Source organism: Selenomonas ruminantium subsp. lactilytica TAM6421, assembly GCF_000284095.1.
In the GTDB taxonomy this organism is placed as follows: domain Bacteria; phylum Bacillota; class Negativicutes; order Selenomonadales; family Selenomonadaceae; genus Selenomonas_A; species Selenomonas_A lactilytica.
Window position 1 is genome coordinate 2,548,636 of record NC_017068.1, and the last position, 20,971, is coordinate 2,569,606.

17 protein-coding genes and 1 pseudogene are annotated in these 20,971 nt (G+C 53.9%); 4 read left to right on the plus strand and 14 right to left on the minus strand.

The features are described from left to right. Window positions 1–70: 70 nt before the first annotated feature. The 3 genes from SELR_RS12335 to SELR_RS12345 all read right to left on the minus strand — a co-directional run bounded on the left by SELR_RS12335 (window position 71) and on the right by SELR_RS12345 (window position 3,780). Window positions 71–1,357, minus strand: coding sequence for a PLP-dependent aminotransferase family protein (locus tag SELR_RS12335; RefSeq protein WP_014425558.1), 1,287 nt, complete (start codon window positions 1,355–1,357; stop codon window positions 71–73). A 368-nt stretch (window positions 1,358–1,725) separates the two neighbouring features. After that, window positions 1,726–3,162 carry a glycoside-pentoside-hexuronide (GPH):cation symporter gene (locus tag SELR_RS12340; protein WP_014425559.1) on the minus strand — a complete coding sequence of 479 codons (1,437 nt, stop codon included), beginning with the start codon at window positions 3,160–3,162 and terminating at the stop codon, window positions 1,726–1,728. Between the two features lie 18 nt (window positions 3,163–3,180). Continuing rightward, window positions 3,181–3,780, minus strand: a complete 600-nt coding sequence (locus SELR_RS12345) for a cytidylate kinase-like family protein (RefSeq protein WP_014425560.1) — start codon at window positions 3,778–3,780, stop codon at window positions 3,181–3,183. 156 nt (window positions 3,781–3,936) lie between these two features. Here SELR_RS12345 and SELR_RS12350 point away from each other — a divergent pair, with 156 nt between their 5' ends. Beyond that, complete coding sequence (locus SELR_RS12350; RefSeq protein WP_041914416.1) at window positions 3,937–4,293, plus strand: hypothetical protein; 357 nt, start codon at window positions 3,937–3,939, stop codon at window positions 4,291–4,293. 366 nt (window positions 4,294–4,659) lie between these two features. Here SELR_RS12350 and SELR_RS12355 read toward each other — a convergent pair whose 3' ends face one another. From SELR_RS12355 to SELR_RS12370, 4 genes are all read right to left on the minus strand, one after another. Then, the gene (locus tag SELR_RS12355) at window positions 4,660–6,909 is read right to left on the minus strand and encodes an alpha-galactosidase (RefSeq protein ID WP_014425561.1); all 2,250 of its coding nucleotides are present in this window, start codon (window positions 6,907–6,909) and stop codon (window positions 4,660–4,662) included. Window positions 6,910–6,926: 17 nt separating this feature from the next. Next, window positions 6,927–10,070: a beta-galactosidase, LacZ type gene (lacZ, locus tag SELR_RS12360; protein WP_014425562.1), complete on the minus strand. Its 3,144-nt coding sequence runs from the start codon at window positions 10,068–10,070 to the stop codon at window positions 6,927–6,929. A 237-nt stretch (window positions 10,071–10,307) separates the two neighbouring features. Beyond that, window positions 10,308–10,739, minus strand: coding sequence for a flavodoxin (locus SELR_RS12365; protein ID WP_014425563.1), 432 nt, complete (start codon window positions 10,737–10,739; stop codon window positions 10,308–10,310). A 16-nt stretch (window positions 10,740–10,755) separates the two neighbouring features. Then, window positions 10,756–11,274 (minus strand): DUF3793 family protein, encoded by a 519-nt coding sequence (locus SELR_RS12370; protein WP_050992814.1) that lies wholly within the window; start codon window positions 11,272–11,274, stop codon window positions 10,756–10,758. 314 nt (window positions 11,275–11,588) lie between these two features. Between SELR_RS12370 and dcuC the strand changes: the two genes are divergently transcribed. The 3 genes and pseudogenes from dcuC (at window position 11,589) to thiD (ending at window position 14,764) form a co-directional block, all read left to right on the plus strand. Further along, window positions 11,589–12,974, plus strand: a complete 1,386-nt coding sequence (gene dcuC / locus SELR_RS12375) for a C4-dicarboxylate transporter DcuC (RefSeq protein ID WP_014425565.1) — start codon at window positions 11,589–11,591, stop codon at window positions 12,972–12,974. Window positions 12,975–13,318: 344 nt separating this feature from the next. Continuing rightward, window positions 13,319–13,909: pseudogene (thiE, locus tag SELR_RS19145) on the plus strand (thiamine phosphate synthase); the annotation flags it as partial. A gap of 75 nt (window positions 13,910–13,984) precedes the next feature. After that, the gene (gene thiD / locus SELR_RS19150) at window positions 13,985–14,764 is read left to right on the plus strand and encodes a bifunctional hydroxymethylpyrimidine kinase/phosphomethylpyrimidine kinase (RefSeq protein ID WP_197537190.1); all 780 of its coding nucleotides are present in this window, start codon (window positions 13,985–13,987) and stop codon (window positions 14,762–14,764) included. Between the two features lie 113 nt (window positions 14,765–14,877). Here the strand turns inward: thiD and rsmI are convergent, their stop codons facing one another. The 7 genes from rsmI to SELR_RS12415 all read right to left on the minus strand — a co-directional run bounded on the left by rsmI (window position 14,878) and on the right by SELR_RS12415 (window position 20,958). Beyond that, a complete protein-coding gene (gene rsmI, locus SELR_RS12385; RefSeq protein WP_014425567.1) occupies window positions 14,878–15,726 on the minus strand; it encodes a 16S rRNA (cytidine(1402)-2'-O)-methyltransferase in 849 nt (282 codons plus the stop codon). An 11-nt stretch (window positions 15,727–15,737) separates the two neighbouring features. Continuing rightward, window positions 15,738–16,475: a tRNA1(Val) (adenine(37)-N6)-methyltransferase gene (locus tag SELR_RS12390; protein WP_014425568.1), complete on the minus strand. Its 738-nt coding sequence runs from the start codon at window positions 16,473–16,475 to the stop codon at window positions 15,738–15,740. Continuing rightward, the gene (locus SELR_RS12395; RefSeq protein ID WP_014425569.1) at window positions 16,472–17,575 is read right to left on the minus strand and encodes a PSP1 domain-containing protein; all 1,104 of its coding nucleotides are present in this window, start codon (window positions 17,573–17,575) and stop codon (window positions 16,472–16,474) included. Before SELR_RS12395 ends, SELR_RS12390 begins: the two co-directional genes overlap by 4 nt. Window positions 17,576–17,605: 30 nt before the next feature. Further along, entirely contained in the window at window positions 17,606–18,604 is a 999-nt protein-coding gene (gene holB / locus SELR_RS12400) for a DNA polymerase III subunit delta' (RefSeq protein WP_014425570.1), read from the minus strand. Window positions 18,605–18,616: 12 nt separating this feature from the next. Next, window positions 18,617–19,075: a YaaR family protein gene (locus SELR_RS12405; protein WP_014425571.1), complete on the minus strand. Its 459-nt coding sequence runs from the start codon at window positions 19,073–19,075 to the stop codon at window positions 18,617–18,619. Between the two features lie 115 nt (window positions 19,076–19,190). Then, window positions 19,191–19,523: a hypothetical protein gene (locus SELR_RS12410; protein ID WP_014425572.1), complete on the minus strand. Its 333-nt coding sequence runs from the start codon at window positions 19,521–19,523 to the stop codon at window positions 19,191–19,193. 97 nt (window positions 19,524–19,620) lie between these two features. Continuing rightward, window positions 19,621–20,958, minus strand: a complete 1,338-nt coding sequence (locus SELR_RS12415) for a PLP-dependent aminotransferase family protein (RefSeq protein WP_014425573.1) — start codon at window positions 20,956–20,958, stop codon at window positions 19,621–19,623. Window positions 20,959–20,971: the final 13 nt, after the last annotated feature.

Genomic DNA, 20,971 nt, shown 5'->3' on the forward strand with positions numbered 1-20,971 from the left:
GCGTTTTCGCCTGTGCCCGCAAGGGTATTTGGATACTTTTCTTTGCGCCAAAGAAAAGTATCACCACGAATTAAATATTCCAATGAATCATCGCCCGCATCGCCATCTCGGCATCGCCGTCATCAAATGCCTCCATTTCCGGCAACCAGTCTTCGGCGAACAGTGGCAGATCCTCCACCAGTTTCTTGATGAACTTGCTCACGGTCTGCATGGCCGCTTCATCCTGCGGTGAATTGAGGAACTGGCCCAGTATCCTGCCGACCTCCTCCATTTCCTCCGCCTGCAGGAAACGTGTCGCACTGTCCAGACTGGACAGGCGCAAGATCGGATAGCTGATATTATCCTCCGAAGTCATCAATGTCTCCGCCTTGACCAAAAGCCCGGCTTCCTTCAGCTTATCGGCCACATCTTCCCCGTCCGTACCTTCCGGCAGTTGCACCAGCACCAGATGATTTTCCGTCGGACTGCACAAGAGCTTGCAACCGGCACTGAGCAGCCCATTTTCCAATCCCCGGGCATTGTCTAGGACCTGCTGGGCATAATCCTGATATTCCATGCAATCTGCTTCCTTGAATACCAAAGCCAGGGACGCCAGTACATTTTTCTTCAGGGAGCTATGCCCCGTCTCAATCACGGTCCTGTCCAGAAGCTCCGCGATCTTTTCCTTGCAAAGGATAATACCATTCTGCGGTCCATGCAGGGCATCGCTGGCCGCAAAAGTCGCCACATCTGCATAAGGAACCGGCGAAGCAATCTTGCCCGCAGCCACCAGTCCGGAATTCTGGCCCAAGTCAATCCATAGATACGCCCCCACTTCATCGGCAATCTTCCGCAGCTGGGCATAATCAATATTGCGCGGATAGTTGACCGGCGAATAGATGATCATATCCGGACGATGCTTATGCGCCAGCGACTGCACCTTCGCAAAATTCAGCTCCAGCGTATCCGGCTCCACGCCAAATTTCACGAAATTATACTGCAAATCGCCAGTGCAATGCTCCGACTTGCGCAGGTTGAAGGAAAGCACCGTGTCTCCCTTTTTCAACAGCGCCAGCATCACGACACGGGAAGCAATCGCCAGACTGCCGGTACGCACGATCGCATGCTCTGCCCCATAAAGCTCCTTGGCCCGCGCCACCGCCAGCCGCTCCAGCGAACTGCGATGATGCGTCTTATGGTGATCAATGATCTCATCCCCCAGCGTACTGCCCTTCAGGAACGCAGCAAACGGCGAAGCCGCATTCGTGGTCGGTATCAACGACAAGGTGATGCGCTGCTGCTTAAGCGCCCGCTTCAACTGCCCGCAGAGTTCAGGATCAAAGGATTCTAATTTCGTCAGGATTTTCTCATTGGTCATATGTACTGTCCTTTCTAATCTATGACTATTTTTATATAAGATACATTTATTTTTATCACAAATGTAATTCGATAAAGAACGGCAAAATTCCTGCTCCTTATCAGTCTTTCGCTCACTCAATTCAGACGCACTCCCATTACCGGAAGCAAGCGTGGCGGGAAATGCCTGACCGGAGCGTAAGGCAATGGGCGTTAAGAAAATATTTTTCCTCCACCACAAAAAGAGTCATTAAAAGTCAGCTGTTTGAGCGCAGCGAGTTTTGACTTTTAATGACTCATCCAAGAGGAAAAATATTTTCAGCCCGTTGCCGAAGCGCAGGGCAGGTATTCCCCGCCACGCGCCTTGCACGACGAACCATAAGGGTAATCTTACTTATTCATGTCTTCCCATTTTTCTTCCAGTTCTTCCACGATGCGGGCATGTTCTTCTTCCGTCAGCGTAACCTTGCCGCGATAAACAAAGGCTGCAAGTACGAGCAGGATTACCGGAATCGCGAACATGATGAGCTGGAATTTCAGCAGGCTGCCAGCCGTGATGTCTGCAGCCGTAGCACCGCCGGTCATACCGACCCATACAGCCGTCAGACCTACGATACCACCCGTAACGGCACCGGAGAGTTTATCCACCAGCGGACGTACGCAGAGGCAGACCGCTTCATCACGATGACCGAGTTTCAACTGGCCATATTCCACAGAGTCCGTGATGGTCATGAGAACCACCAGGAAGATAAGGGGCTGCGGAAGGTTGAAGAGACCAGCAGCAACCAGAGCCATCCAAACATTGGTGCCGGACAGTGCATAGAGAATCAGTGCAGCCGTCATGATAGCCAGAGAGCTGAAGAACAGTTTGCGGCGGCTGAATTTCGTCGTGAGTACCGGGAAGAGAGCCACAGCCATCAGGCCGATAACCACGTTGATGATACCCAGGATAGAGAATTTCGTTGCATCACCGATAACATAGATGAAATAGTAAAGATTGAAGTTATTGACAATATTCTGACCTAAACCCAAAATCAAATAAGCGCAGGCTATCCACAGCAACTGGTCATTCTTGGCCAGAACCTTGAATACATCTTTGAAGGACGTATCCACCTTGTTTTCACGCAGAGCAGATTCCTGCTCCTTGGTGCCTATCCCCAGGATAATTGCGCCCAGCGTTGCAATACCGCCGCCGATGCAGGCAAAGGCAAACCAGCCCTGCGGATCGCCGGCACCGCCATTCTGATTGACGGAGAAATACAGGACAATCGGCATAACCATGATCGTAACGAGCTGGCCGCCGAACACAGAACCAATACGGGCAACCGTTGCCGTGATCTCACGCTCATGAGAATCAAAGGACAGGGCCGGAATCATGGACCAGATGGCTACGTCCTTAGCGGAGTAGAACACATCCATGATAAAGTAAACGATTGCAAAAAGAATCAGATAAAGGGTCGGATTGGAAACCGTCAGGCCGCCGAAATCCGTGAACAGCGCTGCCAGCGTGATGGCTGCTACGAAAGCACCCACGATAACCCAGGGCTTAAACCGGCCCCAACGGGTCTTCGTCTTGTCGATGATATTACCCATGAACGGATCGATGAACAGCTCTGCCACACGCAGAACCATGATGATGGTCGTAACAACACCGATCATATAAGCATCCCGGCTGGGATTGTTGGACGAGAAAAGATTACTCGTCACGAAAATCATAAAATAAGTTGCCAACATGGCGTAAAATACGTCATGGCCAAAGGTACCGCAAGCGTACGCAATGCGCGGCCACATGCTGTTTTTCTTCTCTGCCACTGCTACTGCCTCCATAACTAAAGTCCTCCCCAATCAGCCTTTGATCTCACGCATATAGGCAATCAGCCCGTCTGCGATCTTTTCCAGATCACCGGAGCTGGTATTCACGACCAAATCGTAATTCTCCCCAGCGCCCCAGGTGCGACCCGTATAATAATTATAATAGCGGGCACGCTTCTCGTCTTCCTTGTCCAGTTCCTTGAGGCTCTTGCCATCATAGACTTCCTGGCCACGCTTCTCGCGGAAATCATCATCTGCGCAGACGAAGATAGAGAAAACGTTATCTAATTTGCGCAGAGCATAATCCGCACTGCGTCCCAGGAAAATACATGGACCATCTTTGGCAATCTTGCGGATAGCCGCCGACTCGCTCATGAACATCTCCTGACTGCTGCTGCCCATATGGGTGCCAAAGGAGTGGAACGGGATGAAGCTCAGGGACAAAGGCTTGACCTGATTTTCCATCTCCAGCAGTTCTTCCTCGCTCAAATCGTCAATGCCCATTTTGGCTGCGGCAATATGGACGATCTGACGGTCATAGAGCTTGATGCCCAGCTTCTTGGCCATAATCTCTGCCAGTTCACGTCCACCAGCACCATACTGACGGCTGATGGTTATAACAGTATTTTCCATTCTGAATCCCCCTCATTGTGTTTGGAAAATAAATGTAAACGTTTTCTTTAGATCTAAAAAATAAATATCGCCTTACCATTGAAATCATTCTCGCTTTAATCAATAGTAAACGATTTCCTTATCTATTATTATAGCGTGTTTCGGAAATAATGCAATATGTTTAATAAAAATAGTAATTTTCAGATTTCAATACCAAAGCATATTATCATCACATATAAATTGCAGTTTGTCGGCGCGTTCGTGCTGAAGGCATCCCGTTCATACGCAGTCAGGGGTTCACGGGGGAGTACTTTTTCTGTTTCCGCTAAAACGACCCTCTCGGCAATTTTAGAGCTGTTTAGCCAGATGGCGCCGGGCAAGACCGGCGGCGCGTCTTTCAACGTGCTTTCTGGTAACTGCCTGCCTCGGGCCGGTCTTCGCTGCGCTCAGACAGTCGCTCCCACAGAAAAAGCACTCCCCCGTTCGCCCCCAGCCACGATTTTTGCAATTGGCACGAACCCGGTTCTCCCGTAACAAGAACATCGATGTGCTTGTATCCTCCAGCCGGAACATAGCAGCATTGACAAATGTAACTCTGGGTGGCGGTGGAGATGCTTTTCCGCCGGCGGAACGACTGCCTGAACGAAGTGAAGGCTGGCCCGCAAACAGCATTTGCTGGATGCTTCGTTGATGGACGCGCCGCCGGACTTGCCCGGCGCAGGTTACTGGAAGATGCGTACTTCTGCTGGCGGGTCATTTAGTGCAGCGGCGGAAAAGTATTCCCACCGCCGCCCCACTGCTCTGTAACAAAAGCGTTCAGGCTCGCACCTACAAACTGCAATTTACAAAAAGCCCGCCGACATTTTCATGTCAACGAGCTTTTAGCTGTTGGGGAATATTTTATTTCTTCGCAAACACCCACATGTACCCGGCAAAGTCCGTGTCAATCTTCTCCACGCCTAAGCCATTATACATGAGTTCATCGCCATAGAATACCTGTCCCACCTGATCAAGGGCCTTCTCCCCGCCAAAGTCCATGCTTGTGCGCTGGGCCGGCAGATAGTCCGTCAGTTCGTATTCCGCATCTGCGTCAAGAGCCGTCAGCTGCAGGGTACGGATGGGTGTTGCCGGTTCAGCCAGGGTCTTGAAGTACAGCACGATCACTTCCCTGCCATCTTGGCTGACAAACTGCCAGGCCGTCTCATTCTTCGTGCCAGTAAAGGGCGTCAGAAGACGATAGAACTTGCCCAGCTGCAGCGTCGGACGCAGCTTCTTATACAGGGCTACATGCTGCTTCACCTGCTCTTTTTCCGCCTCGCTCATGCGGGTGATGTCCAGCTCATAGCCAAAATCCCCGCCAAAGGCGCAGAGGGTGCGCGTCTGCAGGCTGGTCACGCGCCCCACCTGATGGTTTGGCACCACGGATACATGGGCGCCCATAGTCAGCGGCGGGAATACCAGGCTGGTGCCGCTCTGGATGGAAAGACGGCAGACGGCATCTGTATTGTCGCTGGTCCAGGTCTGGGGCATATAATAGAGCATGCCCGCATCAAAGCGGCCGCCGCCGCCTGAGCAGCTCTCCCAAAGGATATGGGGGAACTTGACCGTCAGGCGTTCCAATACATCATAGAGCCCCAGCACAAACCGTGTCTTGGTTTCCCCCTGATGCTCGCTGGACAATGCCCCGGAGAAGGCTTCCGTCAGATGGCGGTTGAAATCCCATTTGACATAGTCGATTTCCGCCGACTCCAGCACATCCCCCACGGCCTTGACGATATAATCACAGACTTCCGCCCGCGACAGATCCAGCACCAGCTGATGGCGGCCAAAGCTGTTCTCATAATCCGGCACATGCAGAATCCAGTCCGGATGGGCACGGAACAGCTCCGAATCTTCGGAAATCATCTCCGGCTCGAACCACAGGCCGAATTTCAGTCCCCGTTTATGGGCAGAAGCGGCCACGCCCTTCAGGCCCTGCTTGAGCTTATCCGTATTGACGAACCAATCCCCCAGACTGCTGTTGTCGTCATTGCGCTTGCCAAACCAGCCATCGTCCAGCACCAGCAGTTCCAAGCCCAAATCCGCCGCCGACTGGGCAAGGCTGTCAATCTTTTCCTCATCAAAATCGAAATAGGTGGCTTCCCAGTTATTGACCAGAATTGGGCGCAGTTCATGCTGATGCCTGCCCCGCACGATATGTTCACGTACGGTCTGATGGAAGACCTGACTCATGCCATTGAGGCCCTTATCACTGTAAACCAGCATGGCTTCCGGCGTCTGGAAGTTTTCCCGCGGAGCCAGATGCCATTTGAATTCAAAGGGATTGATACCGCCGATGACGCGGGTGGTGCCAAACTGCTCCACCTCCGTCGTAAAGGAAGCCTCGCCGCTCCAGATCAGGCTGAAGCCATAGACCTCGCCACTCGTTTCGCCGGCATCCCTGCGGGCCAGCGCCAAAAACGGCGACTGCTGATGGGAGCTGGCCCCTCTGCGGCTGCCCGTTTCCTGCACGCCGCGCATCAGCGGCACGCGCTCTAAGCTGCGCTCTGCCGCATGGCCGCCGTAGAGGCTCAGACGGTCAAAGTCATGGTCCGCAAAATCCAGCGCAAAGCTGGCAGCATTGGTGAGATCCAAGGCCTCACTGTCGCAGTTGGTCAATCTTGCACTGCGGGTAAGCAGCGCCGAATCGGCCATCAGGGTATAGAGCAATTCCACCGCTAATTTTCCCTGGCTGTCCAGCAGATAGATATGCAGGGTTTCGGCTTCGCTTTCCTGGGCATAGACAGCCGGCAGGCCGGCAAATTTCGGCTTGCCCTTGGTAATCTTATAGCCATCGTAGAAGAGCTCCGTCACCGTCGTGCCATTGCCGAGCCGCACCTCATAGGCGGGCAGGCGGTAATCCCCATGGCCATAGGACGGATATTCCTGCTGCACCACATCCAGGGAGAACGTGCGCTCATTGGGATATGCTGCCGGCTGGGGCGAAAACGCCCGGTCAATGGACTGCAAAGGCGAGCTGTCCCGGAACTTCTTCAGGGGGCGGCCCCAATAGCGGTGCAGGAGATAACGCTCCCGCACCACCTGCAGCACATAGCTGACATGGTCATTATGCAGATGGAAAATTCCGGTTGACTGGTCAAAATCGATCATGATTGGCCTCCTTATACTTAGATCCCTTTAAAGAAAAATTCCAGATGTTTCGTTTCGTTCTGCAGGCGATATTCCGGGAGTACCGGTGCGCCCCAGGTATCATCGCCGCCGACGCCGCACTGGCCGGACGAAGCCCGCAGATAAGTATGGTGCACCTGCGGCAGGTCATAGCTATGGCGGGCGTTTTCGAGTTCATGGGCGCTGTAGGGCAGCGCCGAAGCGGACAGGGGAATATCGCCGCTGATGCGCACGCCTCTGCCCCGCTTGTCGGTGACTTCCAGCCAGCGCACGCCGTTATGGTTGCCACATTCCTGCGGCAGCAGATACTCTTCCATTTCTCCTGCGACCGTAGAATTGAAGATGCCCAGTTTGGCCCCTTCCTGACGGTCAATATAGTTGGCCTGCGGGCCGAAGCCATAATAGCGCAGTTCACTGTAGTCTGCCGGCAGGGTGAAGAGCATGGCAAAATCCGGAATCTCCGGCAGGCCGGCTGCCTGCTCATAATCCAGCTCCGTCTTCAGGCTGCCATCGGCGCAGACCGTATAGGTCAGCTGACAGGAAGATAAGGGCTGTGTCGCCAGTTCATAGGTGAAACGCACGCTGACATTGCGAGCATCATATTCCTGGATGCCCAGCTGGCCGAACCAGTTGAACTCCTGCCAAGCGCCTTCCAGCAGCATTTCCTTCTTCACACAGCGGCGGTAAAGGCTGGCCAGTTTCCACTGCGCCACGGCAAAGTCACGGCGGCAGCCGTAATCGTTGTCAACAGGGGCACGCCAGAAGGAAGGTTTCGGCATTTCCTCCAAGAGTTCCACACCATCGTATTTATAGGAAACGATATTGCCCTGCGCACTGGAAAACAGGATTTCCCCGCCAGCGAACTGCACGCCGAGATTGATATCGCCCCGTACTACATGCAGGGGTTCCTCACTGCGCTCCGTCAAGGGCAGATTCGCAGTATAATGCGCCGGTCCGCTGACTTCGCCATCGGCCACAGCTTCAGCGGGACTTGCCACTTCGACTTCCTCGACCTGCCATACGCCCTGACCGAAGGCCATTTCATGACCTTTCTTGGCCCAGGCCGTATCCTCTTTCAAGACCAGCGCTGCCGTCAGACACTCTTCTCCGGCATCGGTCACCGGCAGGTCCATAAGTTCCAGCCGCAGGCTTTCCCCAGGCTTGACACTCGGTGCTGACTCGGTCTTTTCCCAGACCTTCCTGCCATCCAGCAGCAATTCATAATGCAGGTCATATTCCGCTGCATCCGTGAACAAGCTGATATTTTCAATGGTTACGCCGTCGGCTTCCACCCGCAGATGGAAATCCTGATAGTTGAACTTCACATCCTGCAATTTGGCCGTAAGCTTGCGGTCCGCATAGAGGATGCCATCCCCGCTGAAATTATAGTCGCTGGAGCGCTCGCCGAAATCGCCACCATAGGCCAGGAAGTCCTTGCCATAGCGGTCTTTTTTCGCCAGCGCCTGATCGACGAAATCCCAGATAAAGCCGCCCTGATACAGAGGCTCCCGCTCCGTGAGTTCCGTGTACTTGTGCATGCCGCCGTTGCTGTTGCCCATGCTATGGGTGTACTCGCAGCAGATAAAGGGCTTATCCCTGTGCTCAGCCAGGAATTTTTCGATATCGGCCACCTTCGTATACATCTGGCTTTCCATATCACTGGTGGCATTGTATCTTCTATCCCAGAAAATGCTTTCATAGTGCACGAGGCGCGTGGGATCCGTCTTGCGGAAATACTCGCTCATGGCAAAGATATCCTTGCCGCCACAGGACTCATTGCCGCAGGACCAGATGATGATGGACGCATGGTTCTTATCCCGTTCCAGCATGGATTGGGCGCGGTCGAGGATGATTGCCTGCCATTCATCATGGTCATTGGGCAGGGTATTTTCATCGCGGGAGAGCACGCCGTTCTTCTGCCATGTGCCATGGGTTTCAAGATTCGTCTCGTCAATCACATATAAACCATAGCGGTCACAGAGCTCATAGATATAACTGCTGTTGGGATAATGGGAGCAGCGCAGGGCATTGATAATGTGCTGCTTCATGGTGATGATATCCTGCTCAAAAGCCGCCGGATCCATGGCCCGTCCGCGATAGCAGTCGAACTCATGACGGTTCACGCCCTTGAACACGATACGCCGGCCGTTGATCTTCATGATATTGCCATCCATCTTGAATTCGCGGAAACCCACGTTATAGGGAATGACTTCCTGCAGATTGTCCGCTTCATCGTAGACAGCCAGCAGCAGTTTATAGAGATAAGGGTGCTCTGCGCTCCAAAGCTTGGCGCCTTTCACCGTCAGGATAAACGCATCCTGGCCCTCAGCCCCGGTGATATCCTCCTCCGCCAGCATTTCCCCGTTAGCAGAGAGCAGGCTGATTTTGACCTTTTTCATGGCAGCATTGGACCAGCTGATCTGCCCCGTCAGTTTTCCATCTTGGTAATCGTTTTCTGGAAGGGCCGTGATTTTCAGATCTTCCAGATGGATTTCCGGTTTCGTATAGATGCTCACTTCCCGGAAGATCCCGCCAAAGCGCCAGAAATCCTGGTCCTCGATCCAGCTGCCCGAAGAGAACCGATAGACGCGCAGTGCCAGCTTGTTCTCGCCCTCCGTGAGATACGGCGTCAGATCAAAATCCGCCGGGGTAAAGCTGTCCTCGCTGTAGCCTACATAATGGCCGTTGAGGTAAACTGCCACCGCTGACTCCACGCCGGTCAATGACAGATAGAGATTCTGCCAGCCAGCAGGCAGGCGGAAATACTTCACATAGGAACCCGTGGGATTGAAATGCTCCGGCACCTGACCGGGAAGCACGGCTTCATGTCCATCCCAGGGATAGGTCTGGTTCGTATACTGCGGCACGCCATAGCCCTCGAGCTGGAAATGCGCCGGCACTCTTATCGTATCCCAATCACGGCAGTCAAAGTCCGGCTGCTCAAAGCCCTGCGGCGCCAGGCGCGGATTCTTCGCATAGTGGAAATGCCAGAGTCCGTCCAGACTGCGCACGAAGGATGATTCTCCGCGATTCAGTTCTGCCATATCGGCATAAAAATGATGATCGCTATGTGCAGGCAGGCGATTCTCTTGGAAAAACTCAGGATTGGCCAATTGGGCCAGAGAAAATCTGGATTCAGACATGGTATTTCCTCCCTAAAATCTATATAGTAAGCTTACTGGACACCTAACGGTGTCCACACGCCCTTACACGAACACTAAGCTCTCACTGCGCCTTTGGCTTGTGTTCGCTAAATGCTCATAGTAAACGATTTCTTTTCTTTCTACGCTCATTATACACGCAAAAATAAGAAAAAACAAGCGATATTTTCGCTTGTTTTTTCAAGGTATACTATGGCTTACAAAATTGGTATTTTCAAATCACAAGGACTTTACGAAGTCTTCCCCCAGCTGGCGGCAATCGGCAAGTTCCGCATCCCCGGGAGCATTTTCGACGATCAGACCGTCGGAGAACAATTTGGCACCATCCCCGCGGGTGCGCTCGGCCCAGCTTTCCATCCAGGCGCCGCCGCCCCAGCCGTAGGAGCCAAAGAGCGCCACGGGCTTGCCGGACAGGCTTTTTTCTGCATCCGTGAAGAGCGGTTCAAAGGAACCTTCTTCGAGCACTTCATCCCCCATGGCCGGGCAGCCAAAGATCAGCCCATCATAGTCAGGCACGCTGGAGGCCTTGAAGGATTCCACTTCAAAGAGACTCACATCCCCGCCAGCCCCTTTGGCACCTTCTTCAATAGCCTTGGCCATGGCTTCGGTATTGCCCGTGCCAGACCAATAAACGATCGCAACTTTACTCATAGATAAACCTCCTTATTTATACGGCCTTGACTAAATCGGGGAGACTGGCGCCCCCCTCCAGCCGCAAACAAAAATCCTGGGTACAGTCAGCATACAGATCAAAGAGCGCCCTTGTTTCCCGTTCGTTGACGTACACCTTCCAATAACCACTGTAGGCAAAATCCTGCCCTTTGTGCTGGATGAAACCGGCTACATCCTCCGGGGGATACCCCAGAAACAGGCCCACCTCATGGGGAAAGGATTTTTTGAGCTGCATCCGCATTTTCAGATACTCAAGCATCCCCATCAGGGTATCGTCATGACGATATCCCAGCTGCTTCAGTATCTTCTTCGCCGCCGGCTGAGCCAAATCCTTCAACAGGGACTTCTTCCGATAAAAGAGCAGGAGCACATATTCTTCCCCTTCTGACAGACGGAAAACCGATATACCCTTGCAGTTGAAACACGGCAGATAGTCAGCCAGCATGGCCTCAAAATCATCGAACCGGCTCTTCTGAAACGAGAGCAGGCTGGCCGTCTTGAGTCCCATCAGCATGGGAGCTGCATGAAAGCCCAGCAAGTGTTCAAAGCCCGCTTTCCCCAATTAGCATCACCTCACAAATGATAACTTTTATCGTTTGCATCACAAGGCTATTATAATGCAATTGATAATTATTTGCAAGATAAATTTATGACTGTCAGCAAAAACTTCCTTGCCACCTGCAAGCGGTTATTGTATTATAGTTATGTATTATTAAATTTTATTTTTATATAAATTATAATAATACAATATTACATCCGGGGCAAACGAAACCGCAATATAAAATTGTAACATTGTAATCATCCCGGAAGAAATTTTGGAGGTATCATATGTTAGGTCTTCTTATCGCCACCATCGTGGTGGTCTGGGTTGCCCGCTTCGTGCTCAAGAAGTATCCGGCGCAGCCTGTACTCTTTACCGCCGGCATCGTGATGATGATGCTGGCGCTCATCTTTGGCCTGGGTGAAATCCTGCCGGCCAAACAGTCCACTGGCTCCCCTTGGCTGGATATCATCCAGTCCATCAGCCTCGCTTTCAGCAGCCGCGCAGCCAAGCTCGGCATGATCATCATGCTGATTGGCGGTTTTTCCAAGTATATGGACTGCATCGGCGCCAGCACTTCGCTGGTACGCATTGCCATCAAACCGCTGAAGAAGCTCGGCCATCCCTATCTGGTGCTGGCCCTGACCTCTGTGCTGGGCAACTTCCTGGCCATGTTCATCAGTTCCGCTTCGGGCTTTGGCCTGTTGCTCATGGTCACGATGTATCCGGTGCTGGTTCGTCTGGGCGTAAGCCGGATTGCGGCCTGCGCCGTGATTGCCACCACTTCAGCACCGGGCTGGGGCCCCGCCGGTGCTGACAACATCTTTGCCGCCGAACTCATCGGCATGGACATCGTGCCTTACTTCATGCAGTATCAGGTACCTGTCGGCCTTTGCACCATCGCGGCGCTGGCCATCACCCACTTCTTCGTCCAGCGCCATCTCGATGCCAAGAACCCGGACGAAATGGCCGGCAAGGACGTATCCGCTGCCGTGACCGAGGAACAGGCCAAGGCTCAGGAAACGCCGGCTGTGCCTTCCTTCTATGCCCTGCTGCCCACCCTGCCATTGCTCTTAGTGCTCTTCTTCGGCCTCAATGAGAACACGGGCATCAATATGGATATCAGCCTGGCAACGCTTGTCAGCATCTTCCTGACCATGCTGATTGAATTCATCCGCCATCGTGACGGCCTCAAGGCCTGCAAGGATATCGGCGCCTTCTGGAACGGCATGGGACTGCAGATGGCTGCCGTCGTCACCCTCGTAGTCGCTGCCGAAACCTTCTCCAAAGGCCTGATGTCCCTCGGTGCCATCGATACCCTGATTCAGGGCGCGCAGAACGCCGGCTTTGGCGGTATCGGCATGATGTTCGTGTTCGTAGCCATCATCATCGCTGCCACCCTGATTACCGGCAGCGGCAACGCGACGTTCTTTGCCTTCGTGCCCCTCGCGCCGAAAGTGGCCGCACTGTCCGGCATTGCCCCGGTGCTGCTGGTACTGCCCATGAACTTCGTGTCCAATCTGGCGCGTTCCCTGTCGCCAATCGCAGCCGTCATGATCGTTGTCGCCGGTGCCGCCGGCCTCTCCCCGATGGATCTGGCCAAACGCACCTTTATCCCGGTTGCCGTGGCGACCGTGGTCAACATTGCGGTGACGCTGATATTGTTCTTCTAAAATCAAGAAAAGACGCCCATTATGAGGCGTCTTTTCTTGACAGGATATAGATTTTTGTTATACTTATTTCGGTGCTGTTTAGCGGTTAATATTTGCCCTCACAAGGGGGCTCGCCTTATGAATGAGTTGATTGTAGTACTGCTTCTTATCCTGCTCATCCTGATAGAGATAAAAAAATAAACCGCCCTAGCGACCAAACTGCGGCGGTTTAAGCGTTTAAAACTTTTACAACTGCGAGGGCGACCGCTGGGCGGCACCTTCATCTGCCTATATTATAGCATTTGCCCTATTGATTGGCAAATGCTATTTTTGAATAGACCTTTTTCATGTGGGGAGGAATTATTATGCTGAAAGCTCAGGATTTACAGCTCTATGCCGTGACGGACCGGCGCTGGCTGCGGGGAACATCCCTGGCCAGTGCAGTGGAACAAGCCCTGCAGGGGGGCGTGACCTGCGTACAGTTGCGGGAAAAAGATCTGCCTTTTGCGGAATTTCTGGCCAGCGCACGGGAGATAAAGGCACTATGCCAGCGCCATCATGTTCCTTTCATCGTGGATGATGATCTGGATATTGCGCTGGCCGCAGACGCCGATGGCCTGCATATCGGCCAGAAGGACATGCCCGCTGCCGAAGCGCGGAAACTGCTGGGGCCGGATAAGATATTGGGCGTCACGGCCAAAACCGTAGAGCAGGCCATCGCCGCCTGGCAGGCCGGGGCCGATTATTTGGGTTCGGGAGCCGTCTTTCCCACGGGCACGAAAAAAGATACCATTCCCCTGCCATTGACGGAACTCCAAAAGATCACCGCTGCCGTACCCATTCCCGTTGTCGCCATCGGCGGCATAGATGCCGGCAATATCAGCCAACTGGAGGGCACCGGCATTGCCGGCGTGGCGGTGGTGTCAGGAATCTTTGCACAGGCAGAGATAAAAAAGGCTGCAAGCGATTTACGACAGCTTATTCCCGCCTCCTCCAAGCGCTTCGCACCCACCTTCCCCGCAAGGGGAAGGCTGCCCGCTGTCCTCACCATTGCGGGCAGTGATTCCAGCGGCGGGGCAGGAATCCAGGCCGACCTCAAGACCATGCTGGCCAACGGCGTCTATGGCATGAGTGCCATCACCGCCCTGACCGCCCAGAATACCACCGGCGTAACAGCCGTGGCCAAAACCGAACCGGATATCCTCGCCGCCCAATTGGACAGCGTGTTCACCGATATCTTCCCGGATGCAGTAAAGACCGGCATGGTCTTTGACAGCGACCTAATTGCAGTCATCGCCGACAAGCTCACGCACTACCAAGCCAATAACATCGTCATAGATCCGGTGATGGTCGCCACCAGCGGCGCACGACTATTGAATGAGAATGCCATTTCCGCCCTGCAGGAAAAGCTCCTGCCCCTGGCCACATTGATCACGCCTAATCTGCTGGAGGCCGAAGTGCTGGCCGATAGAAAAATCCATAGCCACGAGGATATGGTGCAGGCGGCCCAAAAGCTCTATGACCGATACGGCTGCAATGTCCTCTGCAAAGGCGGTCACCGCCTCCAGGACGCAGATGACCTGCTCTATACCGCCGAAGGTGCGCACTGGCTGAAAGCGGAGCATATCGACAATCCCAACACGCACGGCACCGGCTGCACCCTGTCTTCTGCTATCGCCAGCCAGCTGGCCAAGGGCGAGACACTTCCCCGCGCCGTTCAACAGGCCAAAGCCTATATCACAGGCGCCCTCAAGGCCAATCTCAATCTGGGCAAGGGCTCCGGCCCCTTGCACCATGGCTGGAACCTGTAAAAAGGCAGGCATATTTTCAAATACGACAGATATCTGCAGGTGCCGGCAGTAAGTGCGAAATAAAAAACTGCTGCACGCTCAACAACGTGCAGCAGTTTTTATGCCACAATAGTTTATTCATCCGTCAGCATGGCCTGATAGATATCGCGGCGGCTGAGGCCTAAGGCCTTGGCCGCTTTTCGCATGGCTTCTTTCTTGTCCAATCCCTGAGCCATGAAATATTCGCAACAAGCCCTTGGTTCCTGCGGCAGTTCATTTTCGCAGGCCGTCACTTCACCGGTGAAGCCTTCGACGATGATCACATACTCGCCCCGCGGCGCATTCTCCTCGTAATGCGCCAGGATCTCCGTCAATGTCCCACGCTGGAATTCCTCGAATTTCTTGGTCAGTTCCCGGCCTAAGGCCACCCTGCGGTCACCTAAGACGCCATGCATGGCCTTCAATGTGGCTTTCAGGTGATGGGGTGCCTCATAGAAAATCAGCGTATCGGGATAGTGCTGGACAGATTCCAGCACTTCCTGCTGCTTCCTGCCGGTCTTGGGCAGGAAACCGATAAAGGTAAAACGGGTGGTATCCAGCCCCGAACAGATCAGTGCCGACAGGCCCGCATTGGCCCCCGGCAGCGGCGTTACCCGGAAGCCGGCTTCGATGGCCAAACCTGCCAGATGGCTGCCGGGATCGCAGATACCAGGCAGACCAGCATCACTGACGCAGACCAAATCATGCCCTTCCCGCATATATTCGATCAGCTCCGGTCCCTTGGTGAGCTTGTTGTGCTCATGGTAGCTGGTGAGCTTCGTATGGATGTCAAAATGCGTCAAGAGCTGACGGGTATGCCGGGTATCCTCGGCAGCAATCAGTTCCACTTCCCCCAGCATCCGCACGGCACGATAGGTCATATCCTCCAGATTGCCAATAGGAGTGGCACAAAGATAGAGTGTGGGAATCATATTTTCGTTCATAAACGCCTCATTTACATTCCATATATCTTCAAGATCTCATCGGTATAGGAATTATCTTCCTTATGCACAATCAAGGGCGGCAATACCTTGAGTCCGCCGGGACTGGCGCCGACTACGGCTTCCAATAGCATCATATTGGGAGCCTTGCCCTCTTTGGGCTGCACCATCTGCAGGCGCTTGACCTCCATCTGCTGTTCATGCAGGGCAACGATGATCTCGCCCAACCGTTCCGGCAGGTGCACCATACCGAAATGGCCGCCGAAGCGCAGGGCAAAACGTGCGGCCCTGACCACATCCTTCAACGTAGCCGTGAACTCATGCCGTGCCCGGGCTACGCCCGAGAGCTTATTGGCCTGCCCCTCACCCACCGGACGATAGGGGGGATTGGCCAGCACGATATCGAAGGATTCTGCCTTGTACAGGTCGCGGATGGCGCGATAGTCCCCCTCCTGCACAAAGATCTTCTCCTCCAGCTCATTGAGCCAGACATTGCGGGCGGCCAGCTCCGCCATCACGGGATTCAGCTCGATGGCATCCACCCGGGCCACCTCGTCGGCAATAATGAGCGGGATCACCCCGGTGCCGGTACCAAGTTCCAATACCTTCTGGCGGGACTTCAAAGACAAAAAATGAGCCAGCAGCACGGCATCCAGAGAAAAGCAGAATTCCTGCGTGTTCTGGATGATATGCCGCCCGCTCTTCATCAAGTCGTCCAGCCGTTCATTTGCGCCTAATACGACTTCTCTCATTTTTCGTGGCGCTCCCGATTTTCCCGGCTGCGGCGTTCCCGCTTGTTGTTCTTGCTGCGGTTGTCATGGGATTTATGATGACGCTTTTCCTTGCCTTCCCGCTTATCGCGCTTATCCCGATGGGGGCGATGATTATCCCGGGAACGGCGTTCCCGCTTCTCATGGCCGCCTTCACGGGAAGACCTGCCCTCACTGAAGTCCTCGGCGATGATATCCGCCGCGACTTTTTCCTGCTCTTCATAGGCCGCCGTCAGGGTAGCTGCCAGACTGGTCTCTTCCTCATCCTTTTCGATGACATCCTCCCAGGAAGCCACGATGGTACGGCCGGAATCCAGCAGGATGGTTGCCGAACGACGCTGCTGGTTCAGGGAGATGACCTTGCCTTCCCCTTCCACGGACACCACCCGGCTGCCCTGGGAAGGCGGCACGACCTTCTTCTGCTGATGGGGGCAGTTGCCGCCACAGTAGCAGTCGTTCTCGTATTTCAGGCAGCACATGAGGCGGCCGCAGATACCGGAAATCTTCGTGGGATTCAGGGACAGGTTCTGATCCTTGGCCATGCGGATGGACACCGGTTCAAAATCCCCCAGGAAGGAAGCACAGCACAGGGGCCGGCCGCAGCAGCCGATACCGCCCATGAACTTGGCTTCATCCCGCACGCCGATCTGACGCAATTCAATGCGGGTGCGGAAGACTGCTGCCAGATCCTTGACCAGTTCACGGAAGTCGATGCGGCCATCTGCGGTAAAGTAGAAGATGATCTTGTTCATATCGAAGGTGTATTCCACCTCCACCAGCTTCATGGGCAGACCATGGGCTGCAATCTTCTCCTCGCAGATCGCATATGCCTCTTTTTCCTTCTCCTTGTTCTCCGCAATGCGGCGGATATCGGAATCATTGGCAATGCGATGCACCACCTTCAGCGGCGGTGTGATATTCTCATCCTTTTCCTCCCGGGGGCCGATAACGGTCTCTCCGCATTCCATGCCCCGAGCGGTCTCCACGATGACTTTGTCGCCCAGCTTGATTTCCAGATTGCCCGGCGCAAAATAATAAATCTTGCCCGCCTTCTTGAAGCGGACACCGATAATCGTCTGCATAAAAATCTCCTAATATCTATATTATCTGCCTTAATGGCAGTCCTTTAACCGAATGAAAAATCCCTCCAGCTGCAGACGCAAGTTCACATTGGCCTGCAGGCGATGCTGCAGTTCCCGTGTCTGCTGCACCATGGCAAAAAGCCTTCCCGGGGGAAACCAGGACAGAAGCTGCGTCAGCTGCTCCCGGACATCTCCATTGTAGAGGAGCGGACTTGCCCCATCACTGTAGAGCAGCAACATATCCCGCAGAAACATATGGAAGTACATCACCCACTCGGAAAGGCTTTCGCGGTCCATTTCGCTTTTGGCCGCCGCCTCTGACCATAGCTTCCCCATGGTCATTTGAGGCAATGCCAGCAGAAACTGCAGTGCATTATCCCGCAGCTCCAATCCGCCATGCTGACTGAGTTTCAGGGCATGTCCGAGGCTGCCATCAGCCAGCGCCGCCAATTTGCCGGCAATCTCCGCTGACAGATTCCGCTTCTGCAATTCCTGCTGCAGTTCTGACGGGGAAAGTGCCCCAAAAGCCAGCGGCATGCAGCGGGATACAATGGTATCCAACAGGCTGCTGCGATCCCGGGCAATCAGGATGAAGGTGACCTGCCCTTCCGGCTCTTCCAGCGTTTTCAGCAGGCTGTTGGCCGCAGGCTCGTTCATGGTGTCCGCATCATCGATGAGCACCACCCGCCGGCCGGCCTGTACGGCAGAGCGGGAAGCTGCCGTCTGCATCTCCCGGATAGCCTCGATGCGGATGATGCGGGTGGATTTTCCCCGCACCTCCGGCAGAAGTTCATAATAATCCGGATGCGCCCCAGCTGCCATAGCCCGGCAATTTTCACAATGGCCACAGGGTTCTCCCCCATGACCACAGAGGATGGCCGCTGCCAGTATCTGCCCCACCAGCTTCTTGCCGATGCCTTCCCTGCCCGTAAAAAGCAGGGCATGGGGAAGGCGCCCCTCAGTAAGGAGCGTCTTCAGTTCCCGTACTTCATTTGCATGGCCTGTCAGGGCCGCCCAGCTAACTTCCAAATTCCCTCACCATTACATATAAAGATCTACCAGCATACCCCGGATGGCATCATGACTGGCCACGATTGACAGCTGATCGGCCTGGCCCAGACGAATCTTTTCGGCCATTTCCTCCAGCTTCTTGTCAATCCTGCGCACCGTGGTATAAACCTTCTGCCGCCCCATACGGTCCCACCCCGCCTGGGAGTGCAATTCATACATGCGGTTCACCGCTTCCCCCACAAAGTTCTTGATCAGAGTGCGGTAAGACTTCAGCTCATCGTAGGTTGGAGTCTTGGAAAGCCTTGCACCCTGCTCATCAATCTGCTTCAGAAGCTTGTCCATCTGTTCCATGGAAAGGCCATCTTCCTGCTCCAGCAGTTCCCTGCTGAACTCGGTATCCCCGCCTTCCACCCGGTCATCGCGCTCCAATACACGCTTAAAGGTCGTTTCCTGGGTGGTACGGCTATCAACTTTCAACGGCATATTCATCACCCGCTTCGCCTAGGATTATTCACACTTTGCTATTATAAATTATAGCGGTTTAAGCCCCAACATGCAACAGAAAAAGCCGTCCACAACGGACGGCTTGCCAGCAAAATATAGCTTAGTGATGGCGATGTTCATGCTTCTCGTAATCAGCCTTCACTTCTTTGACCACACGATCATGACGCTTCTGTTCACGCTTCATCTCCTTGTTGAATTCCTTCTCGGAAATCTCACCCTTTTTCTTCTGATATTTCAGCGCGCGGACATTCTGCGTATGTACGCGATCTTCCTCTTTCAGACGATGGCTGTACTGATTGTGCGTGCCATCCTCATAAGCCGGTTTGATGGCAGCTTCAGCAACAGAAGCATTCACAGCCATACCTGCAATACCAAAACTCATCATACCGGCCAGAGCCATCGCAACAATTTTTTTACGCTTTCCCATAAACATTCTATCTACCCCTTTGCAATTCTCAACTTATGCGCTTAATATACAGCAGGAATCTGTAATTACCATTAGAAAAAGATTAAAATTTGATTAAAAAATTTCAGCTATCCCAAAAACTCCACATGCGCTCAGCCTGGGCCACTTTCTTCTCCGCCTCCAACTCCTGGGTGATATTGAGATCCTTCTGCCCATAACCGGGCGTAAGATTGATATTGGCGGGCAGCCATTCATCGGAAAACAGCGGTTTATCCAGCAACAGCGCCCGTACCTGAGTGCGTGCTTTCTGCAGCGACGCCTCATCACCAGCCGACAGCATAAATTCACCGATAACCCGGCCCACCGTCTGCATGGCCGTTTCCTTCAATGCTCTGGTAGTGGGATCCAGCACCGACAAGCGCAGGATGGGGAAGGTACAGCCTTCGTCTGCCGTAAGCATCAGATCGCTTTTGACTAGAAAACCAGCTTCACCCAACTTCTCTGCCATGACATGGGCATCCCGGCCCTCAGGCAGCCGGGCCAGGATCAAATGATTTTCCGTAGCCCCGCAAAGCGTTTTGATGCCGGCCTCCTGCAAACCATGCTCAAAGGCCTGGGCGTTGCGCAGTACCTGCTGGCAATAATTCTTGAAAGCCTCGCTGCCCGCTTCCAGGAATGTCGTCGCTAAAGCTGCCAACACATTTTTCTTCACCATGGAATGACCGGTATCCAGCACCGTTTTATCCATAAGTTCTGCCAATTTCGCCGTGGTGAGGATCACCGCACTCTGGGGCCCCCGCAGGGAATCCCCTGTGGGGAAGGTCACCACATCGGCATAGGGAACCGGGCTGGGCGAACATCCCGCCGCCACACTGCCGGCATTCTGGCCGATATCCACCCAGAGATATGCGCCCACGCTTTCCGCAATGGCCTTCAATTCCTTATAGTCCAAATGGCGGGGATAATTCACCGGCGAATAGATGATCAGCCGCGGCTTCCGCGCCTCAGCCAGCTGCCGTACCCGCTGCAGATCGATCAGTTCCGTATCCGGTTCAATGCTAAAGGAAATAAATTCAAAATGAAGATGTTCCCCGCTGCAATGCTCAGACTTCCGTCGATTGAAGGACAGCACCGTATCCCCATCCCGGCAGAGGGCGTGGAAAACCACCCGGGAGGCCGCCGTAATATCAGAGATGCGCACAATGGCATGTTCCGCCCCAAAGAGCTTCGCCGCCCGCTCCTCAGCAATCTTTTCCAGTCGGATATGGCTCTGCACCGCATGATGATCCAGATAGCCATTGCCAAAGATACTCCCCTTCAAATAAGCACTGAAAGGCGATACCGCATTGGACGTGGGCAGCAGGGATAAGGTGAAACGCTGTTTCTGCACCTCCTCCTGCAGCAGTCCATATATTTCCGGATCGAAGGCCGCCAGGCTTTCGGTCAAATTCTGATTCTGCATGCTCAAACCTCCT